We start from the raw sequence: 26563 nt of genomic DNA, 5'->3' as shown, positions 1-26563 counted from the left end.
TAACTGGACTAAAATAAGCATTATGATCATGGCTTACCGAAATCAACGGGTATGCTATGCCTTAATAGAGCCGCAAATTGCTTAAGTCGATAAGGCTAAAACCTCATTAAGGCTTAAACAAACCTATGATATCTTGCTCTGCTTTTTCTGCAGCTTGCTTGGGACGCTCGGCGCGGTAGTCACAGCTTACGCACTCAATATGCTCGCGCTCTTCACCGTCGATTTGCTCAACGATTAAACGAATAGAATCTTGTTCACTACATTCTGGGCATACTGCGCCAGCAATAAAACGATGTCTTGCCATAGTTAACTCTAGTTTGCACTACCATGTTGCTATGCGGCATTCACCGCATCGGTTATCATAGCGGCATTATTGCATACTTTTAGCAGCACATAGCAACAACCATGATCGTAGCCAACAACATTAGCCTGCAGCGCGGCAGCAAATTTCTATTAGCAGAAACCAACCTCACTATTCACGCTGGTCAAAAAGTGGGTTTAGTCGGTCAAAATGGCTGCGGTAAGTCTTCGCTATTCGCCTTGCTTAAAAATCAGCTGCAAGTTGATGAAGGCGACCTAAAAGTACCGAGCAAGTGGGAAATTTCCAGCGTAGCCCAAGAAACACCGGAGCTGCAACGCAGCGCTATTGATTACGTACTTGACGGCGACCAAGAGTTTCGCCAATTGGAACACGATATCGCTGCCGCTGAAGAATCTGGCGAAGGCGAGCTTATAGCTACCTTGCACACCCAAATGGATACCATTGGCGGCTACCAGATAAAAACCAAAGCTGCCGAGCTACTGGCTGGTTTAGGTTTTAGCGAAGCCGGCCAACAACAAAGCGTGAGTGATTTTTCTGGTGGTTGGCGAATGCGCCTAAACTTAGCCCAAGCGCTGCTGGTTCGCTCCGATTTATTGTTACTTGATGAGCCAACCAACCACTTAGACTTAGACACCGTTGTATGGCTAGAGCAATGGCTAAAGCGCTATCCCGGAACCTTAATCCTTATTTCGCACGACCGTGATTTCCTCGATAACATTGTTAATCGCATCGTGCATATTGAGCATCAAAAGCTCAATGAATATACCGGTGGTTACTCCGACTTTGAGCAAATGCGTGCGACACAGTTAGCTCAACAACAAGCTATGTATGAGAAACAACAACGCGAGCGCGCCCACATGCAAAGCTTTGTGGATCGTTTCCGTTACAAAGCCAGCAAAGCTAAGCAAGCGCAAAGCCGCTTAAAAGCGCTAGAGAAAATGGAAGTGATAAGCCAAGCACATGTCGACTCGCAGTTTAGCTTCCACTTTAGAGAGCCCGACAACTTGCCACTTCCCTTGCTCACTATGGAAAAGGTGAGCGCCGGTTATGAAGACAAAACCATTTTAGAACAGGTTAAATTTAACTTAGTTCCCGGCAGCCGAATTGGCTTGTTGGGGCGTAATGGCGCTGGTAAATCAACCTTTATTAAGCTGTTATCAGGCGAACTTAAAGCACTCGCTGGCAATGTTGAAATAAACAAAATGGCTAAAGTGGGTTATTTTGCTCAGCACCAGCTTGAAACACTGCGCCCCGACGATACACCCATGCAGCATTTGCAGCGCTTAGCACCAAACACCACCGAGGCTGAACTACGCAAGTATTTAGGCAGCTTTGGTTTTCAGGGAGATAAAGCGCTCGAGCAAGTTGCCCCCTTTAGCGGTGGCGAGAAGGCCCGCTTAGTATTGGCCTTGGTAGTTTGGCAAAAACCTAACTTGCTATTGCTGGATGAGCCAACCAACCACCTCGATTTAGAAATGCGACATGCGCTAACACTGGCTCTGCAAGAGTTTACCGGAGCAATGATTATTGTTTCGCACGACCGAGCGCTACTACGTGCGACCACCGATGAGTTTTACTTGGTAGATAGCCAACAGGTCTCGCCATTTAACGGCGACTTGGATGATTATCAGCAGTGGCTTACCCAAGCCAATAGATTAGAGAACAGCAGTGCTAGTGCTGCAAATAGCGCTAACCCGGTAAACCAGCGCAAAGAACAAAAGCGTCGCGAAGCAGAATTTCGTCAGCAAACTAAAGGCATTCGTAAAGAATTAGAAAGTTTAGAAAAGCGCAGTGCTAAAGCCCAAAAAACGCTTGATGACATCGAGCAAAAAATGGCTGAACCAGAACTGTACGAAGCCGATAACAAAAATCAGCTACAAAAATTATTAAAACAACAAGCAGAACTTAAGAGCGAACTCGAAGAAACTGAGCTAAGCTGGTTTGACCTGCAAGAACAGCTAGAAGAGCAACAACACGCTTTTGGCATCGAGCAGGCTAATTAAGCCACTTGACCAATTTTGTTAGTGCAGTAAGGTAGCTAACAATAAAACTATTAATAAAGATTCAAGGATGTATATGAACACGGCGTTAGACCGCTCACGATTGATTATTGCCATTGTGCTTATTGTGGTGGGTATTGCAGTAATAGCCTATGTATTACCTCAAACCATCAGTTTAGTATCACTGCCTCATGATGCCCCATTTATGCAAGGCTTCTTTGAATGGCTAATGGCAGATACCGACGCGATTAACGAGCAAGTAAGCGAAGAATTTTTCGAGATATTTCAAACCTTTATTAAGGTTATTGTATTAGTTGTATTCCTTTGGGTTTGTGTGAAGCTAGTCAGCGTAGGCCTAATGATTATTCGCGAAGGTGTTGGCTTAATAAAACCAGCTAATAGCAGCGAAAAGAAAGCTAAATAGCCCTTATAAAGGCAACAAAAAAGCGAGTGTTAGTACTCGCTTTTTTGTTTCTTCGCTATGGCAGCTTTATAAACCTAGCACCATGCTGGCCAGCCCAAAATACACCAATACCCCAGATACATCAGCAATGGTTGCCACTAAAGGCCCCGATGCTGTGGCAGGGTCCATCTTCATCTTATTGAGCAAGAACGGAAGACTCAAACCGACTAGTGAGCCTACTAGTACAATAATTATCATCGACATTGAAACGATCATGGCGACATCTGGTCCACCACGAAATACACCAACACTATAAACTGCCGCTGCCATGGTTAAGCCCAAAGCCAAACCAACCAGTAGCTCTCGCGCAAATAATTTAGACCAGTCATTTTTGTCTACTTCACCGGTTGCTAATGCACGTACCATAAGCGCAGCCGCCTGCGAGCCTGCGTTACCGCCACTGCCAATAAGCAAAGGTAAAAAGAACACTAAGGCAACATGGCTGGCAATGGTATCTTCAAAGTGAGCAATGCCAGCACCCGAGAACATTGCGCCAAACACCAGTAATACCAGCCACATTACCCGCTTGCGATACAGCTCCCAAATGCTCACGCGATCAACGGTTTCATCTAACTTACCTACCGAGGCACTTTTTTGCGCATCTTCGGTGGCTTCTTCAACGGCTGCATCCATTGCGTCATCGTAAGTCACGATGCCCACTAACTTTTGCACCTCATCAACCACCGGTAAAGCCAGTAAGTCGTAATGACGAATTTGCTTAGCGGCTTGCTCTTGGCTCTCTTCAACGGTTACCGATACCACTTCGGTACGCATTAACTCACGTACTTGAGTATCTGGAGAGGCCAAGATCAACTCACGCAAAGACACTGTGCCGCGCAAACGGCGCTGGCCATCAATCACGTAGGTTTGGTAGATGGTTTCTTTATCAGGCGCTTCTAAGCGCAACTGCTTAAGCGCACGGCTAACTAGCCAATGCTCTTTTAAGGTGGCGTAGTCAGAGGTCATTATCGCCCCCGCTGTACCTTCTGCATAACTTGACAGCTTACGTAGATCTTCACGTTCGGCTTGCGCTAAACCCGGTAACACCATGGCGCGCTGCTCTTCGTCTAAATCATTATATAAATCGGCCCGCTCATCGGCGTCCATACGTGAAAATAAGGCAGCCAATTTATGACGCTTCATCAAACCGGCAACATCGGCTTGCAAGTAAGGCGGCAAATAAGAAAAAACCTTGGCGCGATCACCCAAGGAGAACATGGAAATTAGCGGTAACGCTTCTTTAGGTTCGAACTCTGCTAAGGCTTGGCCAATATCTGCAAAGTGATACTCATCAAGGGTAGAGCGAAGAGTTGGTTTATCGAGATTAACTAAAGCTAGCTCTAGTTTTTGTTGAAGTTGTGCCATGTACTGCTCCAGCTATCGCATAGAGCCAGACATCAACGAGACGGACTACACGAAGGAAATTTTTTGTATAAGATTTAAAAAACAATAAAAGTTTCGACTGTCGGGGTCCGGGTTCATAGAAGATTCTCAGTGATAAAATCGGCGCAAATTGTAGGGGGGAATCGCCTTTAATTCAAGCAATTTCCGCTCCGAGAGCAGCGCCTCAGAGCAGAAATATGTAGTTGTTTTAGCTGTTGTAACCCAAGTTAGGCGCTAACCAACGCTCAGCGTCTTCCAAAGACATGTTTTTACGTTGGGCATAATCTTCAACCTGATCTTTTTGAATAGACGCTACTGCAAAGTAACGACTCTCTGGGTGCGAGAAATACCAACCAGATACCGCTGCACCGGGCCACATGGCGTAGCTTTCGGTTAACTGCATGCCAATACGCTGCTCAACATCAAGTAGCTCCCAAATTAAGCCTTTTTCGGTATGCTCTGGGCAGGCCGGATAACCAGGCGCAGGACGAATGCCCTGATAGTTTTCGCGAATCAGTTCTTCGTTGCTTAACGCTTCATCGGCAGCATAACCCCAATACTCTTTACGCACCTGCGCATGTAAGTATTCAGCAAACCCTTCTGCTAAACGGTCGGCCACTGCCTTCACCATAATGGCATTGTAATCATCGCCATCTTCTTTGTAGGCTTCAGCTAATTCGTCTTCACCAATCCCGCCGGTCACGGCAAATGCGCCAAAATAGTCTGCCTTACCAGAAGACTTAGGCGCAATGAAGTCGGCCAAACAATTGTTGGCACCCTTTTTCTTTTCTGTTTGCTGGCGAAGCTGAGAGCTTACACCCAGCAATTCGCTACGCGACTCATCGCGATAAATTTCGATATCGTCACCCACGCTGTTGGCAGGGAATAGCCCAAATACGCCAGACACTTTTATTTCGTCCTTGGCTTTGAAACGCTCTAACATCACCTTTGCATCAGCAAAGATACGTTTGGCTTCTTCACCTACCACTTCATCTTCTAATATACGTGGATATTTACCGGCCAAAGACCAGGTCATAAAGAATGGTGTCCAATCGATATAAGGTTCTATCTCGGCAATTGATACATTCTCAAATTGCTGAATGCCCAACTGCTTAGGCACGGGTGGCGTATAATTTTGCCAGTCAATACTTACTGCATTAGCGCGTGCGGCTTCCAATGTAACTGGTGGAGTGCGAGGTCGCTTACGTGCATGCTGCTCACGCACAATGTCGTAATCCTTATCGAGTTTTTCAACAAAGGCTGGGCGCAGCTCGTCTGATAACAAACTTTGGCATACCCCTACTGCACGAGAGGCATTAGATACGTAAACAACTGGCTTTTCGTAATTTTGTTCAATTTTTACTGCGGTGTGCGCTTTAGAAGTTGTCGCACCACCAATTAGCAGTGGGATATCTAGGCCAGTACGCTGCATTTCTTTAGCAACATGCACCATTTCATCTAGCGAAGGTGTAATCAAGCCAGATAGACCAATCATGTCTACCTTCTCTTCTTTGGCTACTTTTAAGATTTTATCGCAAGGCACCATCACACCTAGGTCAATCACTTCAAAGTTATTACATTGCAGCACCACGCCAACAATATTTTTGCCAATATCGTGTACGTCACCTTTTACCGTGGCCATAACAATTTTGCCGTTAGAGCGTTGCCCTTCGCCTTTTTCTGCTTCGATATAAGGTTGCAGATAGGCCACAGCTCGCTTCATCACTCGCGCCGATTTAACCACTTGCGGAAGGAACATTTTACCGGCGCCAAATAAATCGCCCACTACGTTCATGCCATCCATTAATGGCCCTTCAATCACATGCAGCGGACGCTCTGCAGCTTGGCGAGCCAGTTCCGTATCCTCTTCGATGAATTCGGTAATACCTTTGACTAAAGCGTGTTCTAAGCGCTTATTTACATCCCACGTCCGCCACTCTAAATCTTGAGCATTTTCTTGCTGCGTTCCGTCACCACGGTACTTCTCGGCAATCTCTAACAGCTCTTCTGTAGCATTGTCATGGGTGTTTAGTACAACCGCTTCAACTTTGTCTTTAAGCTCTTTGGGAATGTCTTCGTAAATGGCTAGCTGGCCTGCATTTACAATACCCATGTCCATGCCATTTTTAATGGCGTAATACAGGAATACCGCGTGAATAGCTTCACGTACAGGGTTGTTTCCGCGGAATGAGAAACTTACATTTGAGACGCCGCCCGAGATCATCGCATGAGGCAAGTTATCTTTGATGTCTTTAACCGCTTCAATGAAATCAACTGCATAGTTGTTATGCTCGTCGATACCGGTAGCTACAGCAAAGATATTAGGATCGAAGATGATATCTTCTGGTGGGAAGCCTACTTGATTCACCAAAATATCGTACGACTTGCTACATATCTCAAACTTACGCTCTCGCGTATCAGCTTGCCCCACTTCATCAAAAGCCATCACAATCACGGCAGCGCCATAACGGCGAAGAATTTTGGCTTGCTCAATAAAAGGCTCCACCCCTTCTTTCATAGAGATGGAGTTAACTACAGGTTTACCTTGCACACACTGCAAACCCGCTTCAAGAATGTCCCACTTTGATGAGTCGATCATTACCGGTACTTTGGCAATGTCTGGCTCTGAAGCAACCATGTTTAAAAAGCGCACCATGGCAGCTTTAGAATCAAGCATGCCTTCATCCATGTTCACATCGATGATTTGCGCGCCGTTTTCTACCTGCTGCAAAGCAACTTCGATGGCTTTATCGTAGTTTTCTTCTTTAATTAAGCGCTTAAACATGGCCGAGCCAGTAACGTTATTACGCTCGCCCACATTTACAAATAAGGTTTCTGGAGTAATGGTTAGAGGCTCTAGTCCAGATAAACGACAGGCAACGTCTATTTCTGGCAATTGGCGCGGCGTAACACCTTCAACGGCATCGGCCATTGCTTTAATGTGTTCTGGCGTTGTACCACAACAACCACCTACAAGGTTTAGGAAGCCAGCGCGAGCCCATTCACCAATATGTTCTGCCATTTCTTTGGCTTCTAGATCATATTCACCAAAGGCATTAGGTAAACCCGCATTAGGGTGAGCCGACACATAGCTCTCGCTTACCCGGCTTAGCTCTTCAACATATTGGCGTAGCTCATCGGGACCAAGCGCACAGTTCAGACCCATGCTAATTGGTTCGGCGTGGCGCAAGGAGTTATAAAATGCCTCGGTTGTTTGGCCGCTTAAGGTACGCCCTGACGCGTCAGTAATAGTACCGGAAATCATTATGGGTAAATCGATGCCCAATTCATCGTAAACTGATTTAACCGCAAACACTGCTGCTTTAGCATTCAAGGTATCGAAGATAGTTTCGATAAGGATCAGGTCGCTACCGCCTTCAATTAAAGCCTTAGTAGACTCTTCGTAAGCTTCTACTAACTCGTTAAAAGTAACGTTTCGATAACCTGGATCGTTTACATCAGGAGAAATAGAACAAGTACGGTTAGTTGGGCCCAACACCCCCGCTACAAAACGCGGACGCTCTGGGTTTAGCGCGGTAACTTCGTCAGCCACCTCACGGGCTATTCTGGCTGCTTCTCGGTTTATCTCAGCAGAATAAGCTTCCATGTCATAATCGGCCATGGCGATAGTGGTGGCGTTAAAGGTATTGGTTTCGAGAATATCAGCGCCGGCAAGTAGATAATCACGGTGGATATCGGCAATGATTTTAGGCTGAGAAAGGACCAACATATCGTTGTTACCTTTCACATCGGTATGCCAATCAGCAAAGCGCTCTCCGCGGTAATCAGCCTCTTCCAACTTGTAAGATTGAATCATGGTTCCCATGCCGCCATCAATAATCATGATGCGTTGAGAAAGTTGCTTTTCTAATTGAGGCCTTGCTGACACGGGAACATCCTATTTCTTTCGCTGGTATTTCGACACGGCAGTGTAGCACACTGCCTTTAAAGGCTTAGCTGCGATAAAGTTATATGAAATTATTTCAAGATATTATCGGATTTTGGTTTTAGCTCTGTTAAGTCGTACGGCGTGATTTGGTACACACAGTAATTTAGCCAATTGTTGTAAAGCAAATGACCATGACTGCGCCATGTGGCACAAGGTGAATTGCCACAATCATCTTGCGGATAGTAATTCTCTGGTAACTGAGGATTCAAACCTTCTTGGCTGTCACGCTGATATTCGTTATGTAAGGTGTCGGCGGCGTATTCTGGATGACCAGTAATAAATACTTGACGGAAATCTTCACTGGCAAACAAATAGCTGCCTGCTTCAGGGTTATCTGCCAATACTGTTAAGTCAGTTTCTTCGGTAATCAAATTAGGATCGAAGTGAGCATAACGTGACAAAGGCGCTAAAAAGGCGTCGTCAAACCCGCGTACTAAGGGGTTATGCTTATGCTTAGTTTGGTGCCAGTACACGCCTGACAACTTCTTCTCACGTGTCTGTTTTTCTAGACCATATAAATGATACAAAGCAGCTTGCGCCGCCCAACATAAGTACAGTGTTGAGGTTACGTGTGTTGTCGACCAATCAATGATTTCTTTAACTTGGTCCCAGTAATAAACGTCTTCGAATGCAACTTGACCAAGCGGTGCTCCAGTAATAATTAAGCCGTCAAAATTGCGCTCTCGCAATTTTTCAAAATCTCGATAAAACTTATCAATATGCTCTTGCGGGGTGTTTTTAGACACCCGATGATTAATCCGTAATAGCTTTACGTTCACTTGCAGCGGCGAGTTAGAAAGCAAGCGAAGGATCTGATTCTCGGTCTCGATTTTCTTTGGCATCAAGTTAAGCAATACCACTTCTAAGGGACGAATGTCCTGGTGAGCGGCACGGCTCTCTGGCATTACAAATATATTTTCATTGCGCAATACTTCAGCAGCGGGTAACTGATCAGGAATACAAATTGGCATATAAAGGTTCCTTGCTAACAACAGGCAATGTATGTCTAGACATCTAGATACCTATTTTAGTTAGATTGTAGTGTATGTCTAGAACTTGTTAAAAGCAGCTGATTTTGTGTGCCAAATTCTTCATAATGCAGGCTAGACGGATGAAGTAGAAAGGAAAAATGGCAGAGTTAAAGCTAAATGTTGAACGCTTACAGATAGGAGTTTACGTAAAGCTTCCTGTTAAGTGGGGCGAGCACCCATTTATGTTCACCAGCTTCAAAATTAAAAGCCAAGACCAAATTGAGGTTATTCATAACCTAGGTTTAAAACATGTCATTGTTGTTCCAGAAAAGAGCGACAAACCACCGCTGCCCGTTGACCAAGAAAATGGCGATAGTAAAAAAGCCGACCCAAAAGCCCAAGAGAAAGCAGAAAAAGCCCTTTGGGAAGAGAAGCGCGCCCGTATCGAAGAACTTAAAAACTACCGCCGCAACCTGCAAAAAGTAGAAAAAGAGTTCGATCGCTCCATGGCCCAAGTGCGGGCGGTAATGTCTAAGCTTAAAAGTCGCCCGCTAAATGCGGTAGACGACGCAACCAGCCTAATTAACAACTTGGCCGATGATTTACTATCCGGCGAAAACGTTGTACTTCATCTAATGAACGACAGCAAAGATGCTGACAGCTTTTATTACCATAGCCTCAACGTTTCTATCCTTGCGATGATGCTGGCCAAAGCTGCAGGGTTTTCCGAGCGTGATATCAAGATTTTGGGTCTTTCGGGATTATTCCACGATGTGGGTAAAATGAAGATCCCGGATAAGATTTTACGCAAGCCGGGCAAGCTAACAGCTCAAGAAGCAAACTTGCTTAAAATGCACACCAAGTACGGTGCTGATTTTCTTAAGCTCTCAGAAACGCTACCGGCCAAAGTTAAGTTAATTGCTGAACAACACCACGAGTTTTTAGATGGAAGTGGTTATCCCAAAAAACTTAAGGGTGAGCAAATAGACCGCTTGTCTCAGCTAATTTCAGTGGTAAACGAATACGACAGTTTGTGTCATCCACGCGATGTGAAGCAGACTCGCATTCCTTTCACTGTTATTTCATATCTTTATAAACAGCGTAAAGAACAGCTAAATACAGCAGACTTAGGCATTCTGATCCGCTTGCTGGGCATTTACCCACCAGGCAGCGTAGTACAGCTTAGCTCAGGCCAAATTGGCTTGGTGATGTCGGTTAACTCTGAGCGTTTATTATTTCCAGCGGTACAAGTTTACGACGCTAATATTCCACGTACCGAAGCGCCAATTATCGATTTAGAAGCTGCTGGCTTAACCATAGAAAAAGCCTTAAAGCCAAGCGCATTGCCCGATGCAGTGTTTGAATACCTGAACCCTCGGGCACGTATTTCTTACTACTTTGACCACAATAAACGTTTGTAATCATCTAACCCAAGTTACTAAGCGATAACAAATTTTAGACAAAAAAAAGCCGGACCTAAGTCCGGCTTTTTAAGCTTGGTGTCTGAGTTTACTCAGCAGCTTCTTCAACTACTTCTTCAACTTCAGGACGGTCCAATAATTCAATGTATGCCATAGGAGCATTGTCGCCAGCACGGAAACCACATTTTAAAATGCGAGTATAACCGCCTGCACGTTCTTTGAATCGTGGGCCGATTTCAGCAAATAGCTTACCAACAACTTCTGCATCGCGAGTACGAGCAAAAGCTAGACGACGGTTAGCTACACTGTCATTTTTAGCCAATGTAATTAATGGCTCAACAACACGGCGAAGCTCTTTGGCTTTAGGCAATGTTGTCTTGATAACTTCATGGCGAACCAATGAACTGGCCATATTCCGGAACATAGCCTGACGATGGCTGCTATTTCGGTTCAATTGACGACCACTCTGACGATGGCGCATGACCTTATCCTTCTATATTAAGACGTTAAAACCAGTGACTACTTATCAGCAATGCTAGCAGGTGGCCAATTTTCTAGGCGCATACCTAGAGATAGACCACGTGATGCTAATACATCTTTGATTTCTGTAAGCGACTTCTTACCCAAGTTAGGGGTTTTAAGTAGCTCAACTTCGGTACGTTGTACCAAGTCACCAATGTAATGAATCGCTTCTGCCTTCAAACAGTTAGCAGAGCGTACTGTCAACTCTAGATCATCGACAGGACGAAGCAGGATTGGATCAAACTCTGGCTTCTCTTCTTTTTCTTCTGGCTCACTTACGTCACGTAAGTCAACGAAGGCATCCAACTGCTCTGCAAGAATTGTTGCACTGCGGCGGATAGCTTCCTCTGGATCAAGAGTACCATTGGTTTCCATATCGATAACCAATTTGTCCAAGTCAGTACGTTGCTCTACACGTGCAGCTTCAACAGTATAAGCTATACGCTCTACTGGGCTGTAAGCCGCATCTGTTAGCAAACGACCAATTGGACGCTCCTCATCTTCAGAGTGAACCCGAACTGAAGCTGGTACGTAACCACGACCACGTTCTACCTTAATGCGCATGCTAATTTCAGCGTTGCTGCTAAGGTGACAAATAACGTGCTCAGGGTTAGTGATTTCGACATCAGCGTCGTGCTGAATGTCGCCTGCAACCACAGGACCTGCTCCAGACTTGGTAAGACTTAAGGTTACTTCGTCTTTACCTTCTAACTTTACAGCAATACCTTTTAGGTTAAGCAAGATTTCCAAGATATCCTCTTGAACACCTTCCTTACTGCTGTACTCATGCAACACGCCATCGATTTCTACTTCAGTTACCGCACAACCTGGCATAGAAGATAAAAGAATACGACGAAGAGCGTTACCTAAAGTGTGGCCAAAACCACGCTCTAACGGCTCAAGCGTAACTTTTGCACGAGTTGGGCTAACTTGTTCGATCTCAACTAGCCTTGGTTTTAGAAACTCTGTTACAGAACCCTGCATTGTGTCCTCTCTATAATTCAACTTTACTTAGAGTAAAGTTCGACGATCAGCTGTTCGTTAATTTCCGCAGACAAGTCAGCGCGCTCAGGTAGGCGCTTGAAAGTGCCTTCCATCTTAGTTGCGTCTACTTCTACCCACGATGCCGCTTCACGTTGTCCAGCGATTTCTAAAGATGCAACGATACGCGCTTGCTTCTTAGATTTTTCGCGAACACTGATAACGTCTTCTGGTAGTACCTTGTAAGAAGGAATGTTTACCACTTTACCGTTTACTAGAATAGCTTTGTGGCTAACTAGCTGACGAGCTTCGGCGCGAGTTGCACCAAAACCTACACGGTAAACAACGTTATCCAAACGACTTTCTAACAATTGCAACAAGTTTTCACCGGTGTTGCCTTTAAGGCGAGCAGCAGCTTTATAGTAGTTGCGGAATTGCTTTTCAAGAATGCCGTATAAACGACGAACTTTTTGCTTCTCACGAAGCTGTAAACCGTAGTCTGAAAGACGCGCTTTACGTGCACCGTGTTGTCCAGGTGCTGTATCCAGCTTACACTTTGTGTCGATCGCACGTACGCCACTTTTCAAGAAAAGATCGGTACCTTCACGACGGCTAAGTTTAAGCTTTGGACCTAAATATCTTGCCATTTTTCTTTCTCCAATCTATCCAGAAACTACACGCGGCGTTTCTTAGGTGGACGACAGCCATTGTGTGGAATCGGAGTCACGTCGGTGATGTTAGTCACACGGAAACCCGCAGCATGTAATGCACGGATTGAAGACTCACGACCAGGACCTGGGCCGTTTACAAACACTTCTACGTTCTTAAGGCCGTAGTCTTTAGCTGCTTCAGCAGCACGTTCAGCAGCAACCTGTGCAGCGAACGGAGTAGACTTACGAGAACCACGGAAACCTGAACCACCTGCGGTAGCCCAAGAAAGCGCGTTGCCCTGACGATCAGTGATAGTCACGATAGTATTGTTGAAAGACGCATGGATATGAGCCATGCCATCAGCAACTTGTTTTTTTACGCGTTTACGAGCGCGAGTCGGAGTTTTAGCCATTATCACTCACCCCTTATTTCTTAATAGGTTTGCGAGGACCTTTACGGGTGCGCGCATTAGTTTTAGTGCGCTGACCGCGAAGGGGCAAACTGCGACGATGACGAAGTCCACGGTAACAACCGAGGTCCATCAGGCGCTTAATGTTCATAGATACTTCACGGCGTAGATCACCTTCAACGGTGAATTTAGCTACTTCGTCACGAAGTTTATCGATTTGTGTTTCGTCAAGTTCTCTGATCTTTACATCTTCAGCGATACCAGCTGCCGCACAGATTTTCTGTGAACGGGTTAAGCCAATGCCGAAGATTGCAGTTAAAGCAATAACTGCGTGCTTCTGATCAGGAATGTTAATGCCGGCTATACGGGCCATTGGCACACTCCTATTTTTCGTGTTAAACGAAGGCCATCTGTGAAAAGCCCGTAAGGATACTCAACAGATGACCACATTGCAAATAATATTGTCTTGAAATCTACTAACTAGCCTTGGCGCTGTTTATGCTTTGGCTCACTGCAAATTACACGCACAACACCGTTGCGCTTAATAACTTTACAGTTACGGCAGATTTTCTTAACGGATGCACGTACTTTCATTGCTATCTCCGCAAAAGTTAAAGTCCAATCTCAAGGGCGGCCTATCGGCCGTAACCTTTAAGATTAGCTTTTTTCAGAACCGAACCATATTGATGAGACATCAAATGGGTTTGGACCTGAGCCATAAAGTCCATGATAACCACCACTACAATAAGTAGCGAAGTACCACCGAAGTAGAACTGAACGTTCATTCCGATCATCATAAACTCAGGAATTAAACATACAAACGTGATGTACAAAGCACCAGCTAGGGTTAAACGAGTCATCACCTTGTCGATGTATCGCGAGGTTTGTTCACCAGGACGAATACCTGGAATGAACGCGCCACTCTTCTTCAAGTTATCTGCTGTTTCGCGAGGGTTAAATACCAACGCAGTATAGAAGAAGCAGAAGAAGATAATGGCTGCTGCATACAAGAACACATATAACGGTTGCCCAGGTTGTAGCGTTAGCGATAAGTCAGATAAGAAAGACAAGCCTTCATTTTGACCAAACCACTGAGCTAATGTGCCAGGGAACAGAATAATACTTGAGGCAAAAATAGCTGGGATAACACCCGCCATGTTTACCTTAAGTGGTAAATGTGTGCTTTGCGCAGCAAACACTTTGCGACCTTGTTGGCGTTTTGCATAGTTAACAACGATACGACGTTGTCCACGTTCTACAAATACCACAAAGAAGGTCACCGCAAATACAAGAGCAACGATGAACAAGAGTAACAACAAATGTAACTCTCCTTGACGCGCCTGCTCAGCCGTCTGACCGATTGCAGAAGGCAATCCTGCCACAATACCAGCAAAAATCAGAATCGAGATCCCGTTGCCAATACCGCGTTCAGTAATTTGCTCACCTAACCACATTAGGAACATAGTTCCCGTTACCAAGCTAACCACCGCAGTGAAATAGAATGGTAGGCCTGGGTTAATAACCAGACCAGCCATCATATTTGGTAAGCCAGTAGCAATACCAATAGCTTGGAAGGTTGCTAGAACCAGTGTGCTATAACGCGTGTATTGACTGATTTTACGTCGACCCGACTCGCCTTCCTTTTTAAGTTCGGCAAGCGTTGGGTGAACAACAGTCAATAACTGGATGATAATCGATGCCGAAATATACGGCATGATACCTAACGCGAAAATAGACGCACGTGAAAGTGCACCACCTGAAAACATATTAAACATTTCCAGAATGGTACCCTTCTGCTGGTCAAACAACGCGGCCAGTACAGCGGCATCAATCCCAGGTAACGGCACAAAGGAGCCGGCTCGGAACACAATAATGGCTCCAAGCACAAATAATAAACGACTCTTAAGCTCGCTTAAGCCGCCTTGTGCACTTGCTGATGCTGTTCCTGGATTCTTAGCCATGTTTTGTACTATTCCTCGATTTTACCGCCAGCAGCTTCAATAGCTGCCAGTGCGCCTTTAGTTACACCCAGGCCACGTAAGGTAACTGGTGCTTTAACTTCGCCAGATAGTACTACTTTTGCAAACTTAATGTTGCGAGTAATAAGACCAGCCGCCTTCAAAGCGTCCAAATCTACCACGTCAGCAGTAACTTTAGCTAGCTCAGCAGTGCGAACTTCAGCAGTTACCATTGATTTACGTGAAGTAAAACCAAATTTAGGCAAACGTTGTTTCAATGGCATTTGACCGCCTTCGAAACCTGGACGAACACTACCGCCAGAACGAGACTTCTGACCTTTGTGACCACGACCACCGGTTTTACCTAAACCAGAACCAATACCACGACCTACACGCTTAGCATTTGGCTTAGAGCCAGCAGCTGGAGAAAGAGTATTCAAACGCATGATTATTCTCCCTCAACCTTAACCATGTAAGAAACTTTATTAATCATACCGCGTACACAAGGAGTATCCTCTAGTTCTACAGTGTGATTAATGCGACGAAGACCTAGACCTGTTAAAGTCGCACGGTGCTTAGGCAAACGCCCGATACCGCTTTTAGTCTGTGTTACTTTTATTTTGTTCGACATGGCTTATTACCCCAGAATTTCTTGGACGCTTAGGCCACGCTTCGCAGCAACGTCTTGTGGAGAATGCATATTCTCAAGAGCGTCGATAGTAGCGCGAACAATGTTAATTGGGTTAGTAGAACCGTATGCCTTAGACAATACGTTCTGCACACCCGCAACTTCTAGAACAGCACGCATCGCACCACCGGCAATAATACCAGTACCCTCTGATGCAGGTTGCATGTAAACACGCGACCCAGAGTGGCGACCCTTAATAGGATGCTGCAGTGTAGTGCCTCTCAGCTGTACACTAGTAAGGTTACGACGCGCTTTTTCCATTGCTTTTTGAATAGCAGCTGGAACTTCACGTGCTTTACCATAACCAAACCCTACGCGACCGTTACCGTCACCCACTACTGTTAGAGCAGTGAAACTGAAGATACGACCACCTTTAACTACTTTTGACACACGGTTTACAGCGATAAGCTTTTCGTTCAGATCACTACCGGCTTGTGCTTCAAATTTAGACATGACTCACTCCTTAGAACTGAAGACCAGCTTCACGTGCTGCTTCTGCAAGCGCAGCAACGCGGCCGTGGTACTTAAAGCCTGAACGGTCAAAAGCTACAGATGTAACGCCTTTTTCAGCAGCACGTTCAGCGATTGCTTTACCTACTGCAGTAGCGGCAGCTACATTACTTAAACTTTCAAGACCGTTAGCAACGGCTTTATCTACTGTTGATGCTGCGGCAATAACCTGTGCATCAGGTGCAATCACCTGCGCGTAAATATGGCGCGGAGTACGGTGAATCACCAGGCGGGTTTTACCCAACTCTTGCATAGCTTTGCGAGTGCGTGTTGCACGACGCAGACGAGCAATTTTCTTTTCCATAGTGTTAACCTACTTCTTCTTAGCCTCTTTACGGCGAACATTTTCGTCAGAGTAACGAACACCTTTACCTTTGTAAGGCTCTGGTGGACGGAACGCGCGAATGTCTGCTGCTACCTGACCAACAACTTGCTTATCAGCACCTTTCAGTACGATTTCAGTTTGTGATGGACACTCTGCTGTAACACCTTCTGGTAAGGTGTAATCTACAGGGTGAGAAAAACCTAAAGTTAGGTTAACTACCTTGCCTTTAACAGCGGCACGGTAACCAACACCTAATAGTGTCAGTTTTTTCTCAAACCCGTCTGTAACGCCAACAACCATGTTGTTGCTAAGAGCACGAGCTGTACCTGCTTGAGCTGAAGAACCACCTTCGACTACAGCAAATTTCAATTCGTTTTCTTCCTTCGTTACAACAACTGCGTCATTAAAAACGCGAGTCAATGTACCTTTGCTACCTTTAACCGTTAATTCTTGGCCGTTGATATTTACTTCAACGCCAGCAGGAATTGTAACGGGAGCCTTGGCTACGCGAGACATATTACCTACCTCCGGTTAAGCTACGTAACAGACGATTTCACCGCCCATGCCAGCTTTACGTGCTGCACGGTCAGTCATAACGCCTTTAGATGTAGAAACGATTGCAACGCCAAGGCCACCCATAACTTTAGGTAGGTCTTTAGCACCTTTATAAATGCGTAGGCCTGGACGGCTTACACGTTCAATCTTTTCAATAACTTTTTTACCTTCAAAGTACTTGAGGGTAACTTCTAATGACTTTTTCACGTCACCAGTCACAGCGTATCCTGTGATGTAACCTTCTTCTTGCAACAAGTTAGCAATTGCCACTTTTACTTTAGATGAAGGCATAACAACAGATACTTTATTTGCTGATTGACCGTTGCGAACGCGAGTCAACATATCTGCAATAGGATCTTGCATGCTCATAATCGTTTACTCCGTAATTAAGTGGATTACCAACTGGCTTTCTTAAGGCCAGGAACCTCACCGCGCATCATAGCTTCACGCAATTTAATACGGCTTAAGCCGAATTTGCGTAGGTAGCCATGTGGGCGGCCAGTTACGTTACAGCGGTTACGCTGACGAGACCGACTTGAATCACGAGGTAACGATTGCAATTTTAACACTGCGTCCCAACGCTCTTCATCAGAGCTGTTCACGCTGCTAATAATCGCTTTAAGCGCAGCGCGCTTTTCCGCGAAGCGAGCAACGGCTTTTTCACGTTTCACTTCACGAGCTTTCATTGATTGTTTAGCCATAACTAACTCTACCTTACTTACGGAATGGGAAGTTAAAGGCAGCCAGCAGAGCGCGGCCTTCCTCGTTGGTTTCGGCAGTAGTAGTGATAGTAATATCCATACCACGAACCTTATCAACTTTGTCATAATCGATTTCAGGGAAGATGATTTGCTCACGTACACCCATGCTGTAATTACCACGGCCATCGAATGACTTAGCATTCAAACCACGGAAATCTCGAACACGAGGAATAGCGATCGAAATCAAACGCTCTAAAAACTCCCACATACGCTCACCGCGTAGAGTCACTTTACAACCAATTGGGTATCCATCACGGATTTTGAAGCCTGCTACAGATTTACGAGCTTTGGTAGTAAGTGGTTTTTGACCTGAGATAGCTGCTAGATCAGCAATTGCGTGCTCTAGTACTTTCTTGTCATTAACCGCTTCACCCACACCCATGTTAAGGGTGATTTTCTCAATCCGAGGGACTTGCATGATGGATTTGTAACCGAACTCCTTTAAGAGTTCAGGCGTTACAGTTTCCTTATATAGGTCATGCAGTTTCGCCATCGTTAACTCCAGTTACTTTACAATTTCATTAGACGATTTGAATACACGAACTTTTTTGTCGTCTTCAAATCGGAAACCAACGCGATCAGCCTTGCCAGTGGCAGGGTTAAAAATCGCTACGTTTGATGCATCAAGGGCCGCTTCTTTCTCAACAATACCGCCAGCAACACCCAATTGTGGGTTTGGCTTTTGGTGCTTCTTGATTACATTCACGCCTTCAACGAATAGTTTTCCAGTAGGTAAAACTTTGGTTACGCTACCGCGTTTGCCTTTGTCTTTACCTGCAATAACTATTACTTCATCGCCTTTTTGGATTTTATTAGCCATTTTGGACTCCTTAAAGTACTTCTGGCGCTAGAGACACAATTTTCATGAACTGTTCATTTCGCAGTTCACGTGTCACAGGACCAAAGATACGAGTACCAATAGGCTGATTGTTTGCATTCAAGATAACCGCTGCATTGCGGTCAAAACGAATTACAGAACCATCAGGACGACGAACGCCTTTTCTAGTACGCACTACCACAGCATTCATAACGTCACCTTTCTTAACTTTACCGCGAGGAATTGCTTCCTTAACAGTAACTTTAATGATGTCGCCAATTCGTGCATAACGGCGGTGCGAACCACCTAGGACCTTAATACACTGTACAAGGCGCGCGCCGGAATTGTCCGCCACGTCCATAGTAGATTGCATTTGGATCATTTCAGTGCTCCGCTATATATTACAACTGACCCCAGCAATTAGCGCTGAGATCTCTGGCTGCCTAATTAAAGGGCGCGAAATTATAACACCCTAATTTTTTAATTGGTAGGATTGTCTAAATTTTGTTTAATTTAATTAAAAAAACAATAATAAACAAAGAGTTACCACGCAAGCTGCAAGTAAAAAACAGCTAAAAAGAGGCTAATTTCACGCTTGGGTCATTAGAGTTGAAGCCATTAGCCCCAACCTAATCAGATAAACCGACCAATAATTGGCCGATAAAAACAAAAAAGCCCAGCAATAGTGCCGGGCTTAATTGAATATGGTGCTGATAGGCAGATTCGAACTGCCGACCTCACCCTTACCAAGGGTGCGCTCTACCAACTGAGCTATATCAGCGAAATAAAAACCCAGCTATAAGCTGGGTTTCTAAATTGGCGCCTGGCGGTGACCTACTTTCACATGGGGAAGCCCCACACTATCATCGGCGCAGTTGCGTTTCACTTCTGAGTTCGGCATGGAGTCAGGTGGGTCCACAACGCTATTGCCACCAGGCAAAAACTGTTGTCTTTAACATTCGAAAAAGCTGAAACATCTCATGAGCACTAACAAGTATTCATGGTTTCTAAAATAAAGTATCTATAAGCAACACCCTTTAGGTGTTGTATGGTTAAGCCTCACGGGTAATTAGTACAAGTTAGCTCAATGCCTCACAGCACTTACACACCTTGCCTATCAACGTTGTAGTCTCCAACGGCCCTTCAGAGGACTTAAAGTCCTAGTGAGAATTAATCTCGAGGCCTGCTTCCCGCTTAGATGCTTTCAGCGGTTATCAGTTCCGAACGTAGCTACTGGGCAATGCTATTGGCATAACAACCCAAACACCAGCGGTTCGTCCACTCCGGTCCTCTCGTACTAGGAGCAGCTCCCCTCAATTCTCAAACGCCCACGGCAGATAGGGACCGAACTGTCTCACGACGTTCTAAACCCAGCTCGCGTACCACTTTAAATGGCGAACAGCCATACCCTTGGGACCGACTTCAGCCCCAGGATGTGATGAGCCGACATCGAGGTGCCAAACACCGCCGTCGATATGAACTCTTGGGCGGTATCAGCCTGTTATCCCCGGAGTACCTTTTATCCGTTGAGCGATGGCCCTTCCATACAGAACCACCGGATCACTATGACCTACTTTCGTACCTGCTCGACGTGTCTGTCTCGCAGTTAAGCTGGCTTATGCCATTGCACTAACCGTATGATGTCCGACCATACTTAGCCAACCTTCGTGCTCCTCCGTTACTCTTTGGGAGGAGACCGCCCCAGTCAAACTACCCACCAGACACTGTCCGCAATCCCGATAAGGGACCAACGTTAGAACATCAACACTACAAGGGTGGTATTTCAAGGTCGGCTCCACGTCATCTGGCGACAACGCTTCAAAGCCTCCCACCTATCCTACACATGTAGGGTCAATGTTCAGTGTCAAGCTGTAGTAAAGGTTCACGGGGTCTTTCCGTCTAGCCGCGGGTACACCGCATCTTCACGGCAATTTCAATTTCACTGAGTCTCGGGTGGAGACAGCTTGGCCATCATTACGCCATTCGTGCAGGTCGGAACTTACCCGACAAGGAATTTCGCTACCTTAGGACCGTTATAGTTACGGCCGCCGTTTACCGGGGCTTCGATCAATAGCTTCGCTTGCGCTAACCACATCAATTAACCTTCCGGCACCGGGCAGGCGTCACACCGTATACGTCATCTTTCGATTTAGCACAGTGCTGTGTTTTTAATAAACAGTTGCAGCCAACTGGTATCTGCGACTCTCAGCAGCTTAGGGAGCAAGTCCCATCACCATCAAGAGCGTACCTTCTCCCGAAGTTACGGTACCATTTTGCCTAGTTCCTTCACCCGAGTTCTCTCAAGCGCCTTGGTATTCTCTACCCAACCACCTGTGTCGGTTTGGGGTACGGTTTCGTATAATCTGAAGCTTAGAGACTTTTCCTGGAAGCAGGGCATCAACCACTTCGTGTCCGTAGACACTCGTCATCAACTCTCAGCGTAATGTAAACCCGGATTTGCCTAAGTTTACCGCCTACTGCCTTTCACGTGGACAACCATCGCCACGCTGGCCTAGCCTTCTCCGTCCTCCCATCGCAATTATACGAAGTACAGGAATATTAACCTGTTTCCCATCGACTACACTTTTCAGTCTCGCCTTAGGGGCCGACTCACCCTGCCCTGATTAACATTGGACAGGAAACCTTGGTCTTTCGGCGAGGGGGCTTTTCACCCCCTTTATCGTTACTCATGTCAACATTCGCACTTCTGATACCTCCAGCAATCCTTACGAATCACCTTCAACGGCTTACAGAACGCTCCTCTACCGAGCATGCAAGCATGCTCCCGTAGCTTCGGTGGTATGTTTAGCCCCGTTACATCTTCCGCGCAGGCCGACTCGACCAGTGAGCTATTACGCTTTCTTTAAATGATGGCTGCTTCTAAGCCAACATCCTGGCTGTCTAAGCCTTCCCACATCGTTTCCCACTTAACATACACTTTGGGACCTTAGCTGACGGTCTGGGTTGTTTCCCTTTCCACGACGGACGTTAGCACCCGCCGTGTGTCTCCCGAGTAGTACTTGATGGTATTCGGAGTTTGCAAAGGGTTGGTAAGTCGGGATGACCCCCTAGCCTTAACAGTGCTCTACCCCCATCAGTATTCGCTCGAGGCGCTACCTAAATAGCTTTCGAGGAGAACCAGCTATCTCCCGGTTTGATTGGCCTTTCACCCCCAGCCACAAGTCATCCGCTAATTTTTCAACATTAGTCGGTTCGGTCCTCCAATTGGTGTTACCCAATCTTCAACCTGCCCATGGCTAGATCACCGGGTTTCGGGTCTAATCCCAGCAACTATGCGCGCAGTTAACACTCGGTTTCCCTACGGCTCCGCTATTCGCTTAACCTTGCTACTGAAATTAAGTCGTTGACCCATTATACAAAAGGTACGCAGTCACCCCACGAAGGGGCTCCCACTGCTTGTACGTATACGGTTTCAGGTTCTATTTCACTCCCCTCACAGGGGTTCTTTTCGCCTTTCCCTCACGGTACTGGTTCACTATCGGTCAGTCAGGAGTATTTAGCCTTGGAGGATGGTCCCCCCATATTCAGACAACATATCACGTGTGCCGTCCTACTCGATTTCACTTAAAGTAGATTTTCATGTACGGGGCTATCACCCTGTATCGCCATCCTTTCCAGAATGTTCCACTAATCACCTAAAAGCTTAAGGGCTAATCCGGGTTCGCTCGCCGCTACTACCAGAATCTCGGTTGATTTCTTTTCCTCCGGGTACTTAGATGTTTCAGTTCCCCGGGTTCGCCTCGCAACGCTATGTATTCACGTTACGATACTGCATAAAATGCAGTGGGTTTCCCCATTCGGAAATCCATGTCTATAACGTCTTTTATCGACTTAACATGGCTTATCGCAGATTAACACGTCCTTCATCGCCTCTGACTGCCAAGGCATCCACCGTATACGCTTAGTCACTTAACCATACAACACCTAAATGTTGTCGCTTAAATCACTTGAATGGTCAGGCTGTATAAATCCTGCCATTCGAGTACGATCACCTTATTTTTGAATACCAAGAACACTTGTTATTAAACTCATATTCTTGAGATATTTTTTTATCAGCTTTTCCAAATTGTTAAAGAGCATTGGTTCATAAAAAAACCAAAGGTAAATGGCCAAGTTTCGGCGACTTATCTTTGGTTTTTAGGTAAGAAGTGGTGGAGCTATGCGGGATCGAACCGCAGACCTCCTGCGTGCAAGGCAGGCGCTCTCCCAGCTGAGCTATAGCCCCATTTCTTACTTAGTTGGACCCTGGTAGGTCTGGGCAGACTTGAACTGCCGACCTCACCCTTATCAGGGGTGCGCTCTAACCAGCTGAGCTACAGACCTAAATAGGTGCCAACTTTCTCTTACTTTCTATCAAGCAATCTGTGTGAACACGTCACAAAACCTAAGCATCATAATAAGGAGGTGATCCAGCCCCAGGTTCCCCTAGGGCTACCTTGTTACGACTTCACCCCAGTCATGAACCACAAAGTGGTGAGCGTCCTCCCGAAGGTTAAACTACCCACTTCTTTTGCAGCCCACTCCCATGGTGTGACGGGCGGTGTGTACAAGGCCCGGGAACGTATTCACCGTAGCATTCTGATCTACGATTACTAGCGATTCCGACTTCACGGAGTCGAGTTGCAGACTCCGATCCGGACTACGACATGCTTTTTGGGGTCCGCTTGCTCTCGCGAGTTCGCATCCCTCTGTACATGCCATTGTAGCACGTGTGTAGCCCTGCCCGTAAGGGCCATGATGACTTGACGTCGTCCCCACCTTCCTCCGGTTTATCACCGGCAGTCTCCCTAGAGTTCCCACCATTACGTGCTGGCAAATAAGGATAGGGGTTGCGCTCGTTGCGGGACTTAACCCAACATCTCACGACACGAGCTGACGACAGCCATGCAGCACCTGTATCTGAGTTCCCGAAGGCACCAAACCATCTCTGGTAAGTTCTCAGTATGTCAAGGGCAGGTAAGGTTCTTCGCGTTGCATCGAATTAAACCACATGCTCCACCGCTTGTGCGGGCCCCCGTCAATTCATTTGAGTTTTAACCTTGCGGCCGTACTCCCCAGGCGGTCTACTTAATGCGTTAGCTGCGTTACCCACGAGTTAAACTCACAGACAACTAGTAGACATCGTTTACGGCGTGGACTACCAGGGTATCTAATCCTGTTTGCTCCCCACGCTTTCGTACATGAGCGTCAGTTTTTGTCCAGGTGGCCGCCTTCGCCACTGGTATTCCTTCAGATCTCTACGCATTTCACCGCTACACCTGAAATTCTACCACCCTCTACAAAACTCTAGCTTGCCAGTTCCAAATGCCATTCCCAGGTTGAGCCCGGGGATTTCACATCTGGCTTAACAAGCCGCCTGCGTACGCTTTACGCCCAGTAATTCCGATTAACGCTCGGACCCTCCGTATTACCGCGGCTGCTGGCACGGAGTTAGCCGGTCCTTCTTCTGTCGCTAACGTCAAAGATAGCAAGTATTAATTACTACCCCTTCCTCACGACTGAAAGTGCTTTACAACCCGAAGGCCTTCTTCACACACGCGGCATGGCTGCATCAGGCTTTCGCCCATTGTGCAATATTCCCCACTGCTGCCTCCCGTAGGAGTCTGGGCCGTGTCTCAGTCCCAGTGTGGCTGATCATCCTCTCAAACCAGCTAGGGATCGTCGCCTTGGTAAGCCATTACCTTACCAACTAGCTAATCCCACTTGGGCTAATCTTTACGCGAAAGGTGCCGAAGCATCCCCTCCTTTGGTCCAAAGACATTATGCGGTATTAGCAGTCGTTTCCAACTGTTGTCCCCCACGTAAAGGCATATTCCCAAGCATTACTCACCCGTCCGCCGCTCGTCATCTTCTAGCAAGCTAGAAATGTTACCGCTCGACTTGCATGTGTTAAGCCTGCCGCCAGCGTTCAATCTGAGCCATGATCAAACTCTTCAATCAAAAGTTTTTTCGCTCAAAGTTAAAAACTGAAATTATTACTGTGTTTTACAGTGTAAGACTCCAGTTCACTTAAGCTTAATTTTTTCGCTTAAGGTCCTGTGAGTGCTCACACAGATTGCTTGATAAATTGTTAAAGAGCGTTGCTTCTTGCCGAAGCGAGGTGCGCATTCTACGCTTTCCTCTGTGGCTGTCAACCGCTTTTTAAAACATTTTAAAAAGAAGTTTGAGAGCCGGCTAACTTAGCCCTAGGCCTTGCTAACCCTGACCTAGCCTTGCTTCGCTTTAGCGCGCTGCGTGCCGTGTCAGTGGAGGTGCATTATAGGGATCGATTCCCGCGGCGCAAGCGTTTTTTGAAGAAAATCACAATTAATTTTGAATTGATAATTAACCCCCAACTAAGCCACAAAATACCCACAAACTTATCCACAGAAAACCATGTTCGCGACTAAACAAGCCTATGAATTAAAAGTAATTGTGTCATTTAGCAAGTTTCTGATAGAGAAATTGTACATTTTCTAGCTTATCGGCAAAAAGCTGGCTACCATGATGTCGCAATTTTGTTAAAAAATTGCTTTCCATTATTCCGAATACATTGAGCATTGAATTTATTATGAAAAATTCCAGTTTATCTGTTGTCATACTTATAGCGGTAGCAGTTGCTGCCTATTTTGTGGCTGCCGCAGTCGCTCCACTACAGCCTTTATACCTATCTATAGCGGTAATTGTTGGCGGCGCCATCGTATTGTTAAGTTCTAACGGTGCTACTAGCGACGAACAACCAGCAAGTTCATCAACGAATGAATCATCCGACGGTGTGGAAACACAAACCTTATACGTAGGTAACCTACCTTATCGTGCAAACGAGTCAGCTATTCGCAAATTATTCTCAGATTACGGCCAAGTAGTATCAGTACGTTTATTGAAAGATAAGCAAACCGGTAAACGTCGCGGCTTTGGTTTTGTTGAAATGGCAGCTAAAGATGCACCAAAAGCAGTTGAAGCCCTAAACGAACAGGAATTTCAACAACGCACTTTAAAGGTTCGTGAAGCGAATGAGCGTAAAGAAGCCTAAGTAAATAGTTGCAAGCTACTTAGTTGATAAGCTTGCAGCTGTTTTAACAACGAAGAATTAGCGGGATGCATAGTGCAGTAAGCATGAGCTTCCGCTTTTTTTTGGGTTAGATTCAAGGCTTCGTTAGTTGATAGCAAACTGTGTACACGATTGGCTATCGCGGCGCCAGAATCAACCAAATATACTCGTTCACCCAATACTTGCTGGATTTCATCCTTTAATAAGGGGAAATGGGTGCAACCTAATACCACGCAATCTAGATCATCAAACAATAACCACGACGCTAGCGCCTGCTTTATATCTTCAAGCGCTATAGATTCGCCCGCTAGTTTTTGTTCTGCCAATTGCACTAATAATGTAGAACCGAGTAACTCAACGCGACAATCTTTAGCAAAGTCTGCAATAAGTTGTTCAGTATAACTGCGCTCTACGGTACCAGGAGTCGCCAATACACCTAAGTGGCGAGTGATGCTTTTGTTCGCAGCAGATTTTATCGCTGGCACAACGCCAACTATTGGTATGGAGAGAGTTTCGCGCAAAGAAGGAAGGGATAAGGTACTGGCAGAATTACACGCCACAACCACCAGATCGGGGTTAAACTTATTTACTGCCTTAGTAAGCAGTTCGACCACACGGGTAATCAGTTGTTGGTCGTCTAACTCCCCATAGGGAAAATAAAGGTTATCGAACAAGTAGCTGTATTGCATATTAGGGTTTCGCTGCTGCAGTTGCTCTAAAACAGATAAACCACCCACACCAGAATCAAAAACAAGAACGTGCATTACTCTACCAATAAGCCTTTAAAATAATTCAGCCCTAGTTTAACCAAAGCTAGGGCTGAGAG

General features: G+C 45.9%; 26 protein-coding genes, 3 tRNA genes and 3 rRNA genes. 4 read left to right on the top strand and 28 right to left on the bottom strand.

Features of this window, described 5'->3' with window-relative positions; genetic code table 11:
- Positions 1-106 precede the first annotated feature (106 nt).
- Entirely contained in the window at positions 107-304 is a 198-nt protein-coding gene (locus tag OV592_RS02285; protein ID WP_016402121.1) for a YheV family putative zinc ribbon protein, read from the bottom strand.
- A 101-nt stretch (positions 305-405) separates the two neighbouring features.
- On the opposite strand from OV592_RS02285, the gene OV592_RS02280 reads away from it, so the two are divergent.
- Together OV592_RS02280 and OV592_RS02275 are read left to right on the top strand one after the other, a co-directional pair.
- Positions 406-2325 carry an ABC transporter ATP-binding protein gene (locus OV592_RS02280; protein ID WP_406610250.1) on the top strand — a complete coding sequence of 640 codons (1920 nt, stop codon included), beginning with the start codon at positions 406-408 and terminating at the stop codon, positions 2323-2325.
- Positions 2326-2398: 73 nt separating this feature from the next.
- Positions 2399-2746: a hypothetical protein gene (locus OV592_RS02275; RefSeq protein WP_016402123.1), complete on the top strand. Its 348-nt coding sequence runs from the start codon at positions 2399-2401 to the stop codon at positions 2744-2746.
- 66 nt (positions 2747-2812) lie between these two features.
- On the opposite strand, the gene mgtE is transcribed toward OV592_RS02275, so the two are convergent.
- The 3 genes from mgtE to metA form a co-directional block, all read right to left on the bottom strand.
- The gene (gene mgtE, locus OV592_RS02270) at positions 2813-4150 is read right to left on the bottom strand and encodes a magnesium transporter (RefSeq protein WP_016402124.1); all 1338 of its coding nucleotides are present in this window, start codon (positions 4148-4150) and stop codon (positions 2813-2815) included.
- 226 nt (positions 4151-4376) lie between these two features.
- On the bottom strand, positions 4377-8057 hold the full coding sequence (gene metH / locus OV592_RS02265) for a methionine synthase (RefSeq protein WP_406610249.1): 3681 nt from the start codon (positions 8055-8057) through the stop codon (positions 4377-4379).
- A gap of 89 nt (positions 8058-8146) precedes the next feature.
- Complete coding sequence (gene metA, locus OV592_RS02260; protein ID WP_406610248.1) at positions 8147-9088, bottom strand: homoserine O-succinyltransferase; 942 nt, start codon at positions 9086-9088, stop codon at positions 8147-8149.
- A 158-nt stretch (positions 9089-9246) separates the two neighbouring features.
- Here metA and OV592_RS02255 point away from each other — a divergent pair, with 158 nt between their 5' ends.
- The gene (locus OV592_RS02255; RefSeq protein ID WP_016402127.1) at positions 9247-10509 is read left to right on the top strand and encodes an HD-GYP domain-containing protein; all 1263 of its coding nucleotides are present in this window, start codon (positions 9247-9249) and stop codon (positions 10507-10509) included.
- Positions 10510-10597: 88 nt separating this feature from the next.
- Here the strand turns inward: OV592_RS02255 and rplQ are convergent, their stop codons facing one another.
- The 23 genes from rplQ to OV592_RS02140 form a co-directional block, all read right to left on the bottom strand.
- Positions 10598-10990: a 50S ribosomal protein L17 gene (gene rplQ, locus OV592_RS02250; protein WP_040307251.1), complete on the bottom strand. Its 393-nt coding sequence runs from the start codon at positions 10988-10990 to the stop codon at positions 10598-10600.
- 38 nt (positions 10991-11028) lie between these two features.
- Positions 11029-12015 (bottom strand): DNA-directed RNA polymerase subunit alpha, encoded by a 987-nt coding sequence (locus OV592_RS02245; RefSeq protein ID WP_016402129.1) that lies wholly within the window; start codon positions 12013-12015, stop codon positions 11029-11031.
- 23 nt (positions 12016-12038) lie between these two features.
- Positions 12039-12659 (bottom strand): 30S ribosomal protein S4, encoded by a 621-nt coding sequence (gene rpsD / locus OV592_RS02240; RefSeq protein WP_016402130.1) that lies wholly within the window; start codon positions 12657-12659, stop codon positions 12039-12041.
- A 26-nt stretch (positions 12660-12685) separates the two neighbouring features.
- Positions 12686-13075, bottom strand: coding sequence for a 30S ribosomal protein S11 (gene rpsK / locus OV592_RS02235; RefSeq protein WP_016402131.1), 390 nt, complete (start codon positions 13073-13075; stop codon positions 12686-12688).
- A 13-nt stretch (positions 13076-13088) separates the two neighbouring features.
- The gene (gene rpsM, locus OV592_RS02230) at positions 13089-13445 is read right to left on the bottom strand and encodes a 30S ribosomal protein S13 (RefSeq protein ID WP_016402132.1); all 357 of its coding nucleotides are present in this window, start codon (positions 13443-13445) and stop codon (positions 13089-13091) included.
- Between the two features lie 107 nt (positions 13446-13552).
- The gene (gene rpmJ / locus OV592_RS02225; RefSeq protein ID WP_000868186.1) at positions 13553-13666 is read right to left on the bottom strand and encodes a 50S ribosomal protein L36; all 114 of its coding nucleotides are present in this window, start codon (positions 13664-13666) and stop codon (positions 13553-13555) included.
- A 41-nt stretch (positions 13667-13707) separates the two neighbouring features.
- A complete protein-coding gene (gene secY / locus OV592_RS02220) occupies positions 13708-15033 on the bottom strand; it encodes a preprotein translocase subunit SecY (protein WP_016402133.1) in 1326 nt (441 codons plus the stop codon).
- Between the two features lie 8 nt (positions 15034-15041).
- Positions 15042-15476, bottom strand: coding sequence for a 50S ribosomal protein L15 (rplO, locus tag OV592_RS02215; RefSeq protein ID WP_406610242.1), 435 nt, complete (start codon positions 15474-15476; stop codon positions 15042-15044).
- A 2-nt stretch (positions 15477-15478) separates the two neighbouring features.
- The gene (rpmD, locus tag OV592_RS02210) at positions 15479-15661 is read right to left on the bottom strand and encodes a 50S ribosomal protein L30 (RefSeq protein ID WP_016402135.1); all 183 of its coding nucleotides are present in this window, start codon (positions 15659-15661) and stop codon (positions 15479-15481) included.
- Between the two features lie 6 nt (positions 15662-15667).
- The gene (rpsE, locus tag OV592_RS02205; RefSeq protein WP_016402136.1) at positions 15668-16171 is read right to left on the bottom strand and encodes a 30S ribosomal protein S5; all 504 of its coding nucleotides are present in this window, start codon (positions 16169-16171) and stop codon (positions 15668-15670) included.
- A gap of 10 nt (positions 16172-16181) precedes the next feature.
- Positions 16182-16532 carry a 50S ribosomal protein L18 gene (gene rplR / locus OV592_RS02200; RefSeq protein ID WP_016402137.1) on the bottom strand — a complete coding sequence of 117 codons (351 nt, stop codon included), beginning with the start codon at positions 16530-16532 and terminating at the stop codon, positions 16182-16184.
- Between the two features lie 9 nt (positions 16533-16541).
- A complete protein-coding gene (gene rplF, locus OV592_RS02195) occupies positions 16542-17069 on the bottom strand; it encodes a 50S ribosomal protein L6 (protein ID WP_016402138.1) in 528 nt (175 codons plus the stop codon).
- A 15-nt stretch (positions 17070-17084) separates the two neighbouring features.
- Positions 17085-17477, bottom strand: coding sequence for a 30S ribosomal protein S8 (rpsH, locus tag OV592_RS02190; protein WP_016402139.1), 393 nt, complete (start codon positions 17475-17477; stop codon positions 17085-17087).
- A 26-nt stretch (positions 17478-17503) separates the two neighbouring features.
- A complete protein-coding gene (rpsN, locus tag OV592_RS02185; protein WP_016402140.1) occupies positions 17504-17809 on the bottom strand; it encodes a 30S ribosomal protein S14 in 306 nt (101 codons plus the stop codon).
- A gap of 13 nt (positions 17810-17822) precedes the next feature.
- Positions 17823-18362, bottom strand: a complete 540-nt coding sequence (gene rplE, locus OV592_RS02180) for a 50S ribosomal protein L5 (protein WP_040307252.1) — start codon at positions 18360-18362, stop codon at positions 17823-17825.
- Between the two features lie 12 nt (positions 18363-18374).
- Positions 18375-18689 carry a 50S ribosomal protein L24 gene (rplX, locus tag OV592_RS02175; protein WP_016402142.1) on the bottom strand — a complete coding sequence of 105 codons (315 nt, stop codon included), beginning with the start codon at positions 18687-18689 and terminating at the stop codon, positions 18375-18377.
- A gap of 10 nt (positions 18690-18699) precedes the next feature.
- Positions 18700-19068: a 50S ribosomal protein L14 gene (gene rplN / locus OV592_RS02170; protein WP_016402143.1), complete on the bottom strand. Its 369-nt coding sequence runs from the start codon at positions 19066-19068 to the stop codon at positions 18700-18702.
- Positions 19069-19391: 323 nt separating this feature from the next.
- Positions 19392-19467 (bottom strand) — tRNA-Thr (locus OV592_RS02165).
- Positions 19468-19507: 40 nt separating this feature from the next.
- Positions 19508-19623, bottom strand: a 5S ribosomal RNA gene (rrf, locus tag OV592_RS02160).
- A 111-nt stretch (positions 19624-19734) separates the two neighbouring features.
- Positions 19735-22622: ribosomal RNA gene (locus tag OV592_RS02155) — 23S ribosomal RNA — on the bottom strand.
- Between the two features lie 234 nt (positions 22623-22856).
- Positions 22857-22932: transfer RNA gene (locus tag OV592_RS02150), tRNA-Ala, on the bottom strand.
- A gap of 21 nt (positions 22933-22953) precedes the next feature.
- A tRNA-Ile gene (locus tag OV592_RS02145) sits at positions 22954-23030 on the bottom strand.
- Between the two features lie 74 nt (positions 23031-23104).
- Positions 23105-24647 (bottom strand): 16S ribosomal RNA (locus OV592_RS02140).
- The 16S, 23S and 5S rRNA genes sit together here with 3 tRNA genes alongside, the layout of an rRNA operon.
- A gap of 610 nt (positions 24648-25257) precedes the next feature.
- On the opposite strand from OV592_RS02140, the gene OV592_RS02135 reads away from it, so the two are divergent.
- A complete protein-coding gene (locus OV592_RS02135) occupies positions 25258-25719 on the top strand; it encodes an RNA-binding protein (RefSeq protein WP_338623521.1) in 462 nt (153 codons plus the stop codon).
- Here OV592_RS02135 and murI read toward each other — a convergent pair.
- Positions 25716-26501 carry a glutamate racemase gene (gene murI, locus OV592_RS02130; RefSeq protein ID WP_406610241.1) on the bottom strand — a complete coding sequence of 262 codons (786 nt, stop codon included), beginning with the start codon at positions 26499-26501 and terminating at the stop codon, positions 25716-25718. The two genes, OV592_RS02135 and murI, sit on opposite strands and share 4 nt — an antisense overlap.
- Positions 26502-26563 lie beyond the last annotated feature (62 nt).

This window comes from Agarivorans sp. JK6 (assembly GCF_045277145.1).
GTDB lineage: Bacteria > Pseudomonadota > Gammaproteobacteria > Enterobacterales > Celerinatantimonadaceae > Agarivorans > Agarivorans albus.
The sequence above is the reverse complement of the archived record's forward strand: the minus strand, read 5'-3'. Positions and strand labels throughout refer to the sequence as shown.

Excerpts from the sequence above, each read along its gene's own strand:
- secY (WP_016402133.1), bottom strand. The coding sequence starts at position 15,033 with ATGGCTAAGAATCCAGGAACAGCATCAGCAAGTGCACAAGGCGGCTTA.
- mgtE (WP_016402124.1), bottom strand. The coding sequence starts at position 4,150 with ATGGCACAACTTCAACAAAAACTAGAGCTAGCTTTAGTTAATCTCGAT.
- rpmJ (WP_000868186.1), bottom strand. The coding sequence starts at position 13,666 with ATGAAAGTACGTGCATCCGTTAAGAAAATCTGCCGTAACTGTAAAGTT.
- rplO (WP_406610242.1), bottom strand. The coding sequence starts at position 15,476 with ATGCGTTTGAATACTCTTTCTCCAGCTGCTGGCTCTAAGCCAAATGCT.
- OV592_RS02285 (WP_016402121.1), bottom strand. The coding sequence starts at position 304 with ATGGCAAGACATCGTTTTATTGCTGGCGCAGTATGCCCAGAATGTAGT.
- rpmD (WP_016402135.1), bottom strand. The coding sequence starts at position 15,661 with ATGTCGAACAAAATAAAAGTAACACAGACTAAAAGCGGTATCGGGCGT.
- rplF (WP_016402138.1), bottom strand. The coding sequence starts at position 17,069 with ATGTCTCGCGTAGCCAAGGCTCCCGTTACAATTCCTGCTGGCGTTGAA.
- rplR (WP_016402137.1), bottom strand. The coding sequence starts at position 16,532 with ATGGAAAAGAAAATTGCTCGTCTGCGTCGTGCAACACGCACTCGCAAA.
- OV592_RS02280 (WP_406610250.1), top strand. The coding sequence starts at position 406 with ATGATCGTAGCCAACAACATTAGCCTGCAGCGCGGCAGCAAATTTCTA.
- rpsE (WP_016402136.1), bottom strand. The coding sequence starts at position 16,171 with ATGTCTAAATTTGAAGCACAAGCCGGTAGTGATCTGAACGAAAAGCTT.
- rpsK (WP_016402131.1), bottom strand. The coding sequence starts at position 13,075 with ATGGCTAAAACTCCGACTCGCGCTCGTAAACGCGTAAAAAAACAAGTT.
- rplN (WP_016402143.1), bottom strand. The coding sequence starts at position 19,068 with ATGATCCAAATGCAATCTACTATGGACGTGGCGGACAATTCCGGCGCG.
- rpsD (WP_016402130.1), bottom strand. The coding sequence starts at position 12,659 with ATGGCAAGATATTTAGGTCCAAAGCTTAAACTTAGCCGTCGTGAAGGT.
- rpsH (WP_016402139.1), bottom strand. The coding sequence starts at position 17,477 with ATGAGCATGCAAGATCCTATTGCAGATATGTTGACTCGCGTTCGCAAC.
- OV592_RS02275 (WP_016402123.1), top strand. The coding sequence starts at position 2,399 with ATGAACACGGCGTTAGACCGCTCACGATTGATTATTGCCATTGTGCTT.
- OV592_RS02255 (WP_016402127.1), top strand. The coding sequence starts at position 9,247 with ATGGCAGAGTTAAAGCTAAATGTTGAACGCTTACAGATAGGAGTTTAC.
- OV592_RS02135 (WP_338623521.1), top strand. The coding sequence starts at position 25,258 with ATGAAAAATTCCAGTTTATCTGTTGTCATACTTATAGCGGTAGCAGTT.
- rplX (WP_016402142.1), bottom strand. The coding sequence starts at position 18,689 with ATGGCTAATAAAATCCAAAAAGGCGATGAAGTAATAGTTATTGCAGGT.
- OV592_RS02245 (WP_016402129.1), bottom strand. The coding sequence starts at position 12,015 with ATGCAGGGTTCTGTAACAGAGTTTCTAAAACCAAGGCTAGTTGAGATC.
- metA (WP_406610248.1), bottom strand. The coding sequence starts at position 9,088 with ATGCCAATTTGTATTCCTGATCAGTTACCCGCTGCTGAAGTATTGCGC.
- rplQ (WP_040307251.1), bottom strand. The coding sequence starts at position 10,990 with ATGCGCCATCGTCAGAGTGGTCGTCAATTGAACCGAAATAGCAGCCAT.
- rpsN (WP_016402140.1), bottom strand. The coding sequence starts at position 17,809 with ATGGCTAAACAATCAATGAAAGCTCGTGAAGTGAAACGTGAAAAAGCC.
- murI (WP_406610241.1), bottom strand. The coding sequence starts at position 26,501 with ATGCACGTTCTTGTTTTTGATTCTGGTGTGGGTGGTTTATCTGTTTTA.
- rplE (WP_040307252.1), bottom strand. The coding sequence starts at position 18,362 with ATGGCGAAACTGCATGACCTATATAAGGAAACTGTAACGCCTGAACTC.
- rpsM (WP_016402132.1), bottom strand. The coding sequence starts at position 13,445 with ATGGCCCGTATAGCCGGCATTAACATTCCTGATCAGAAGCACGCAGTT.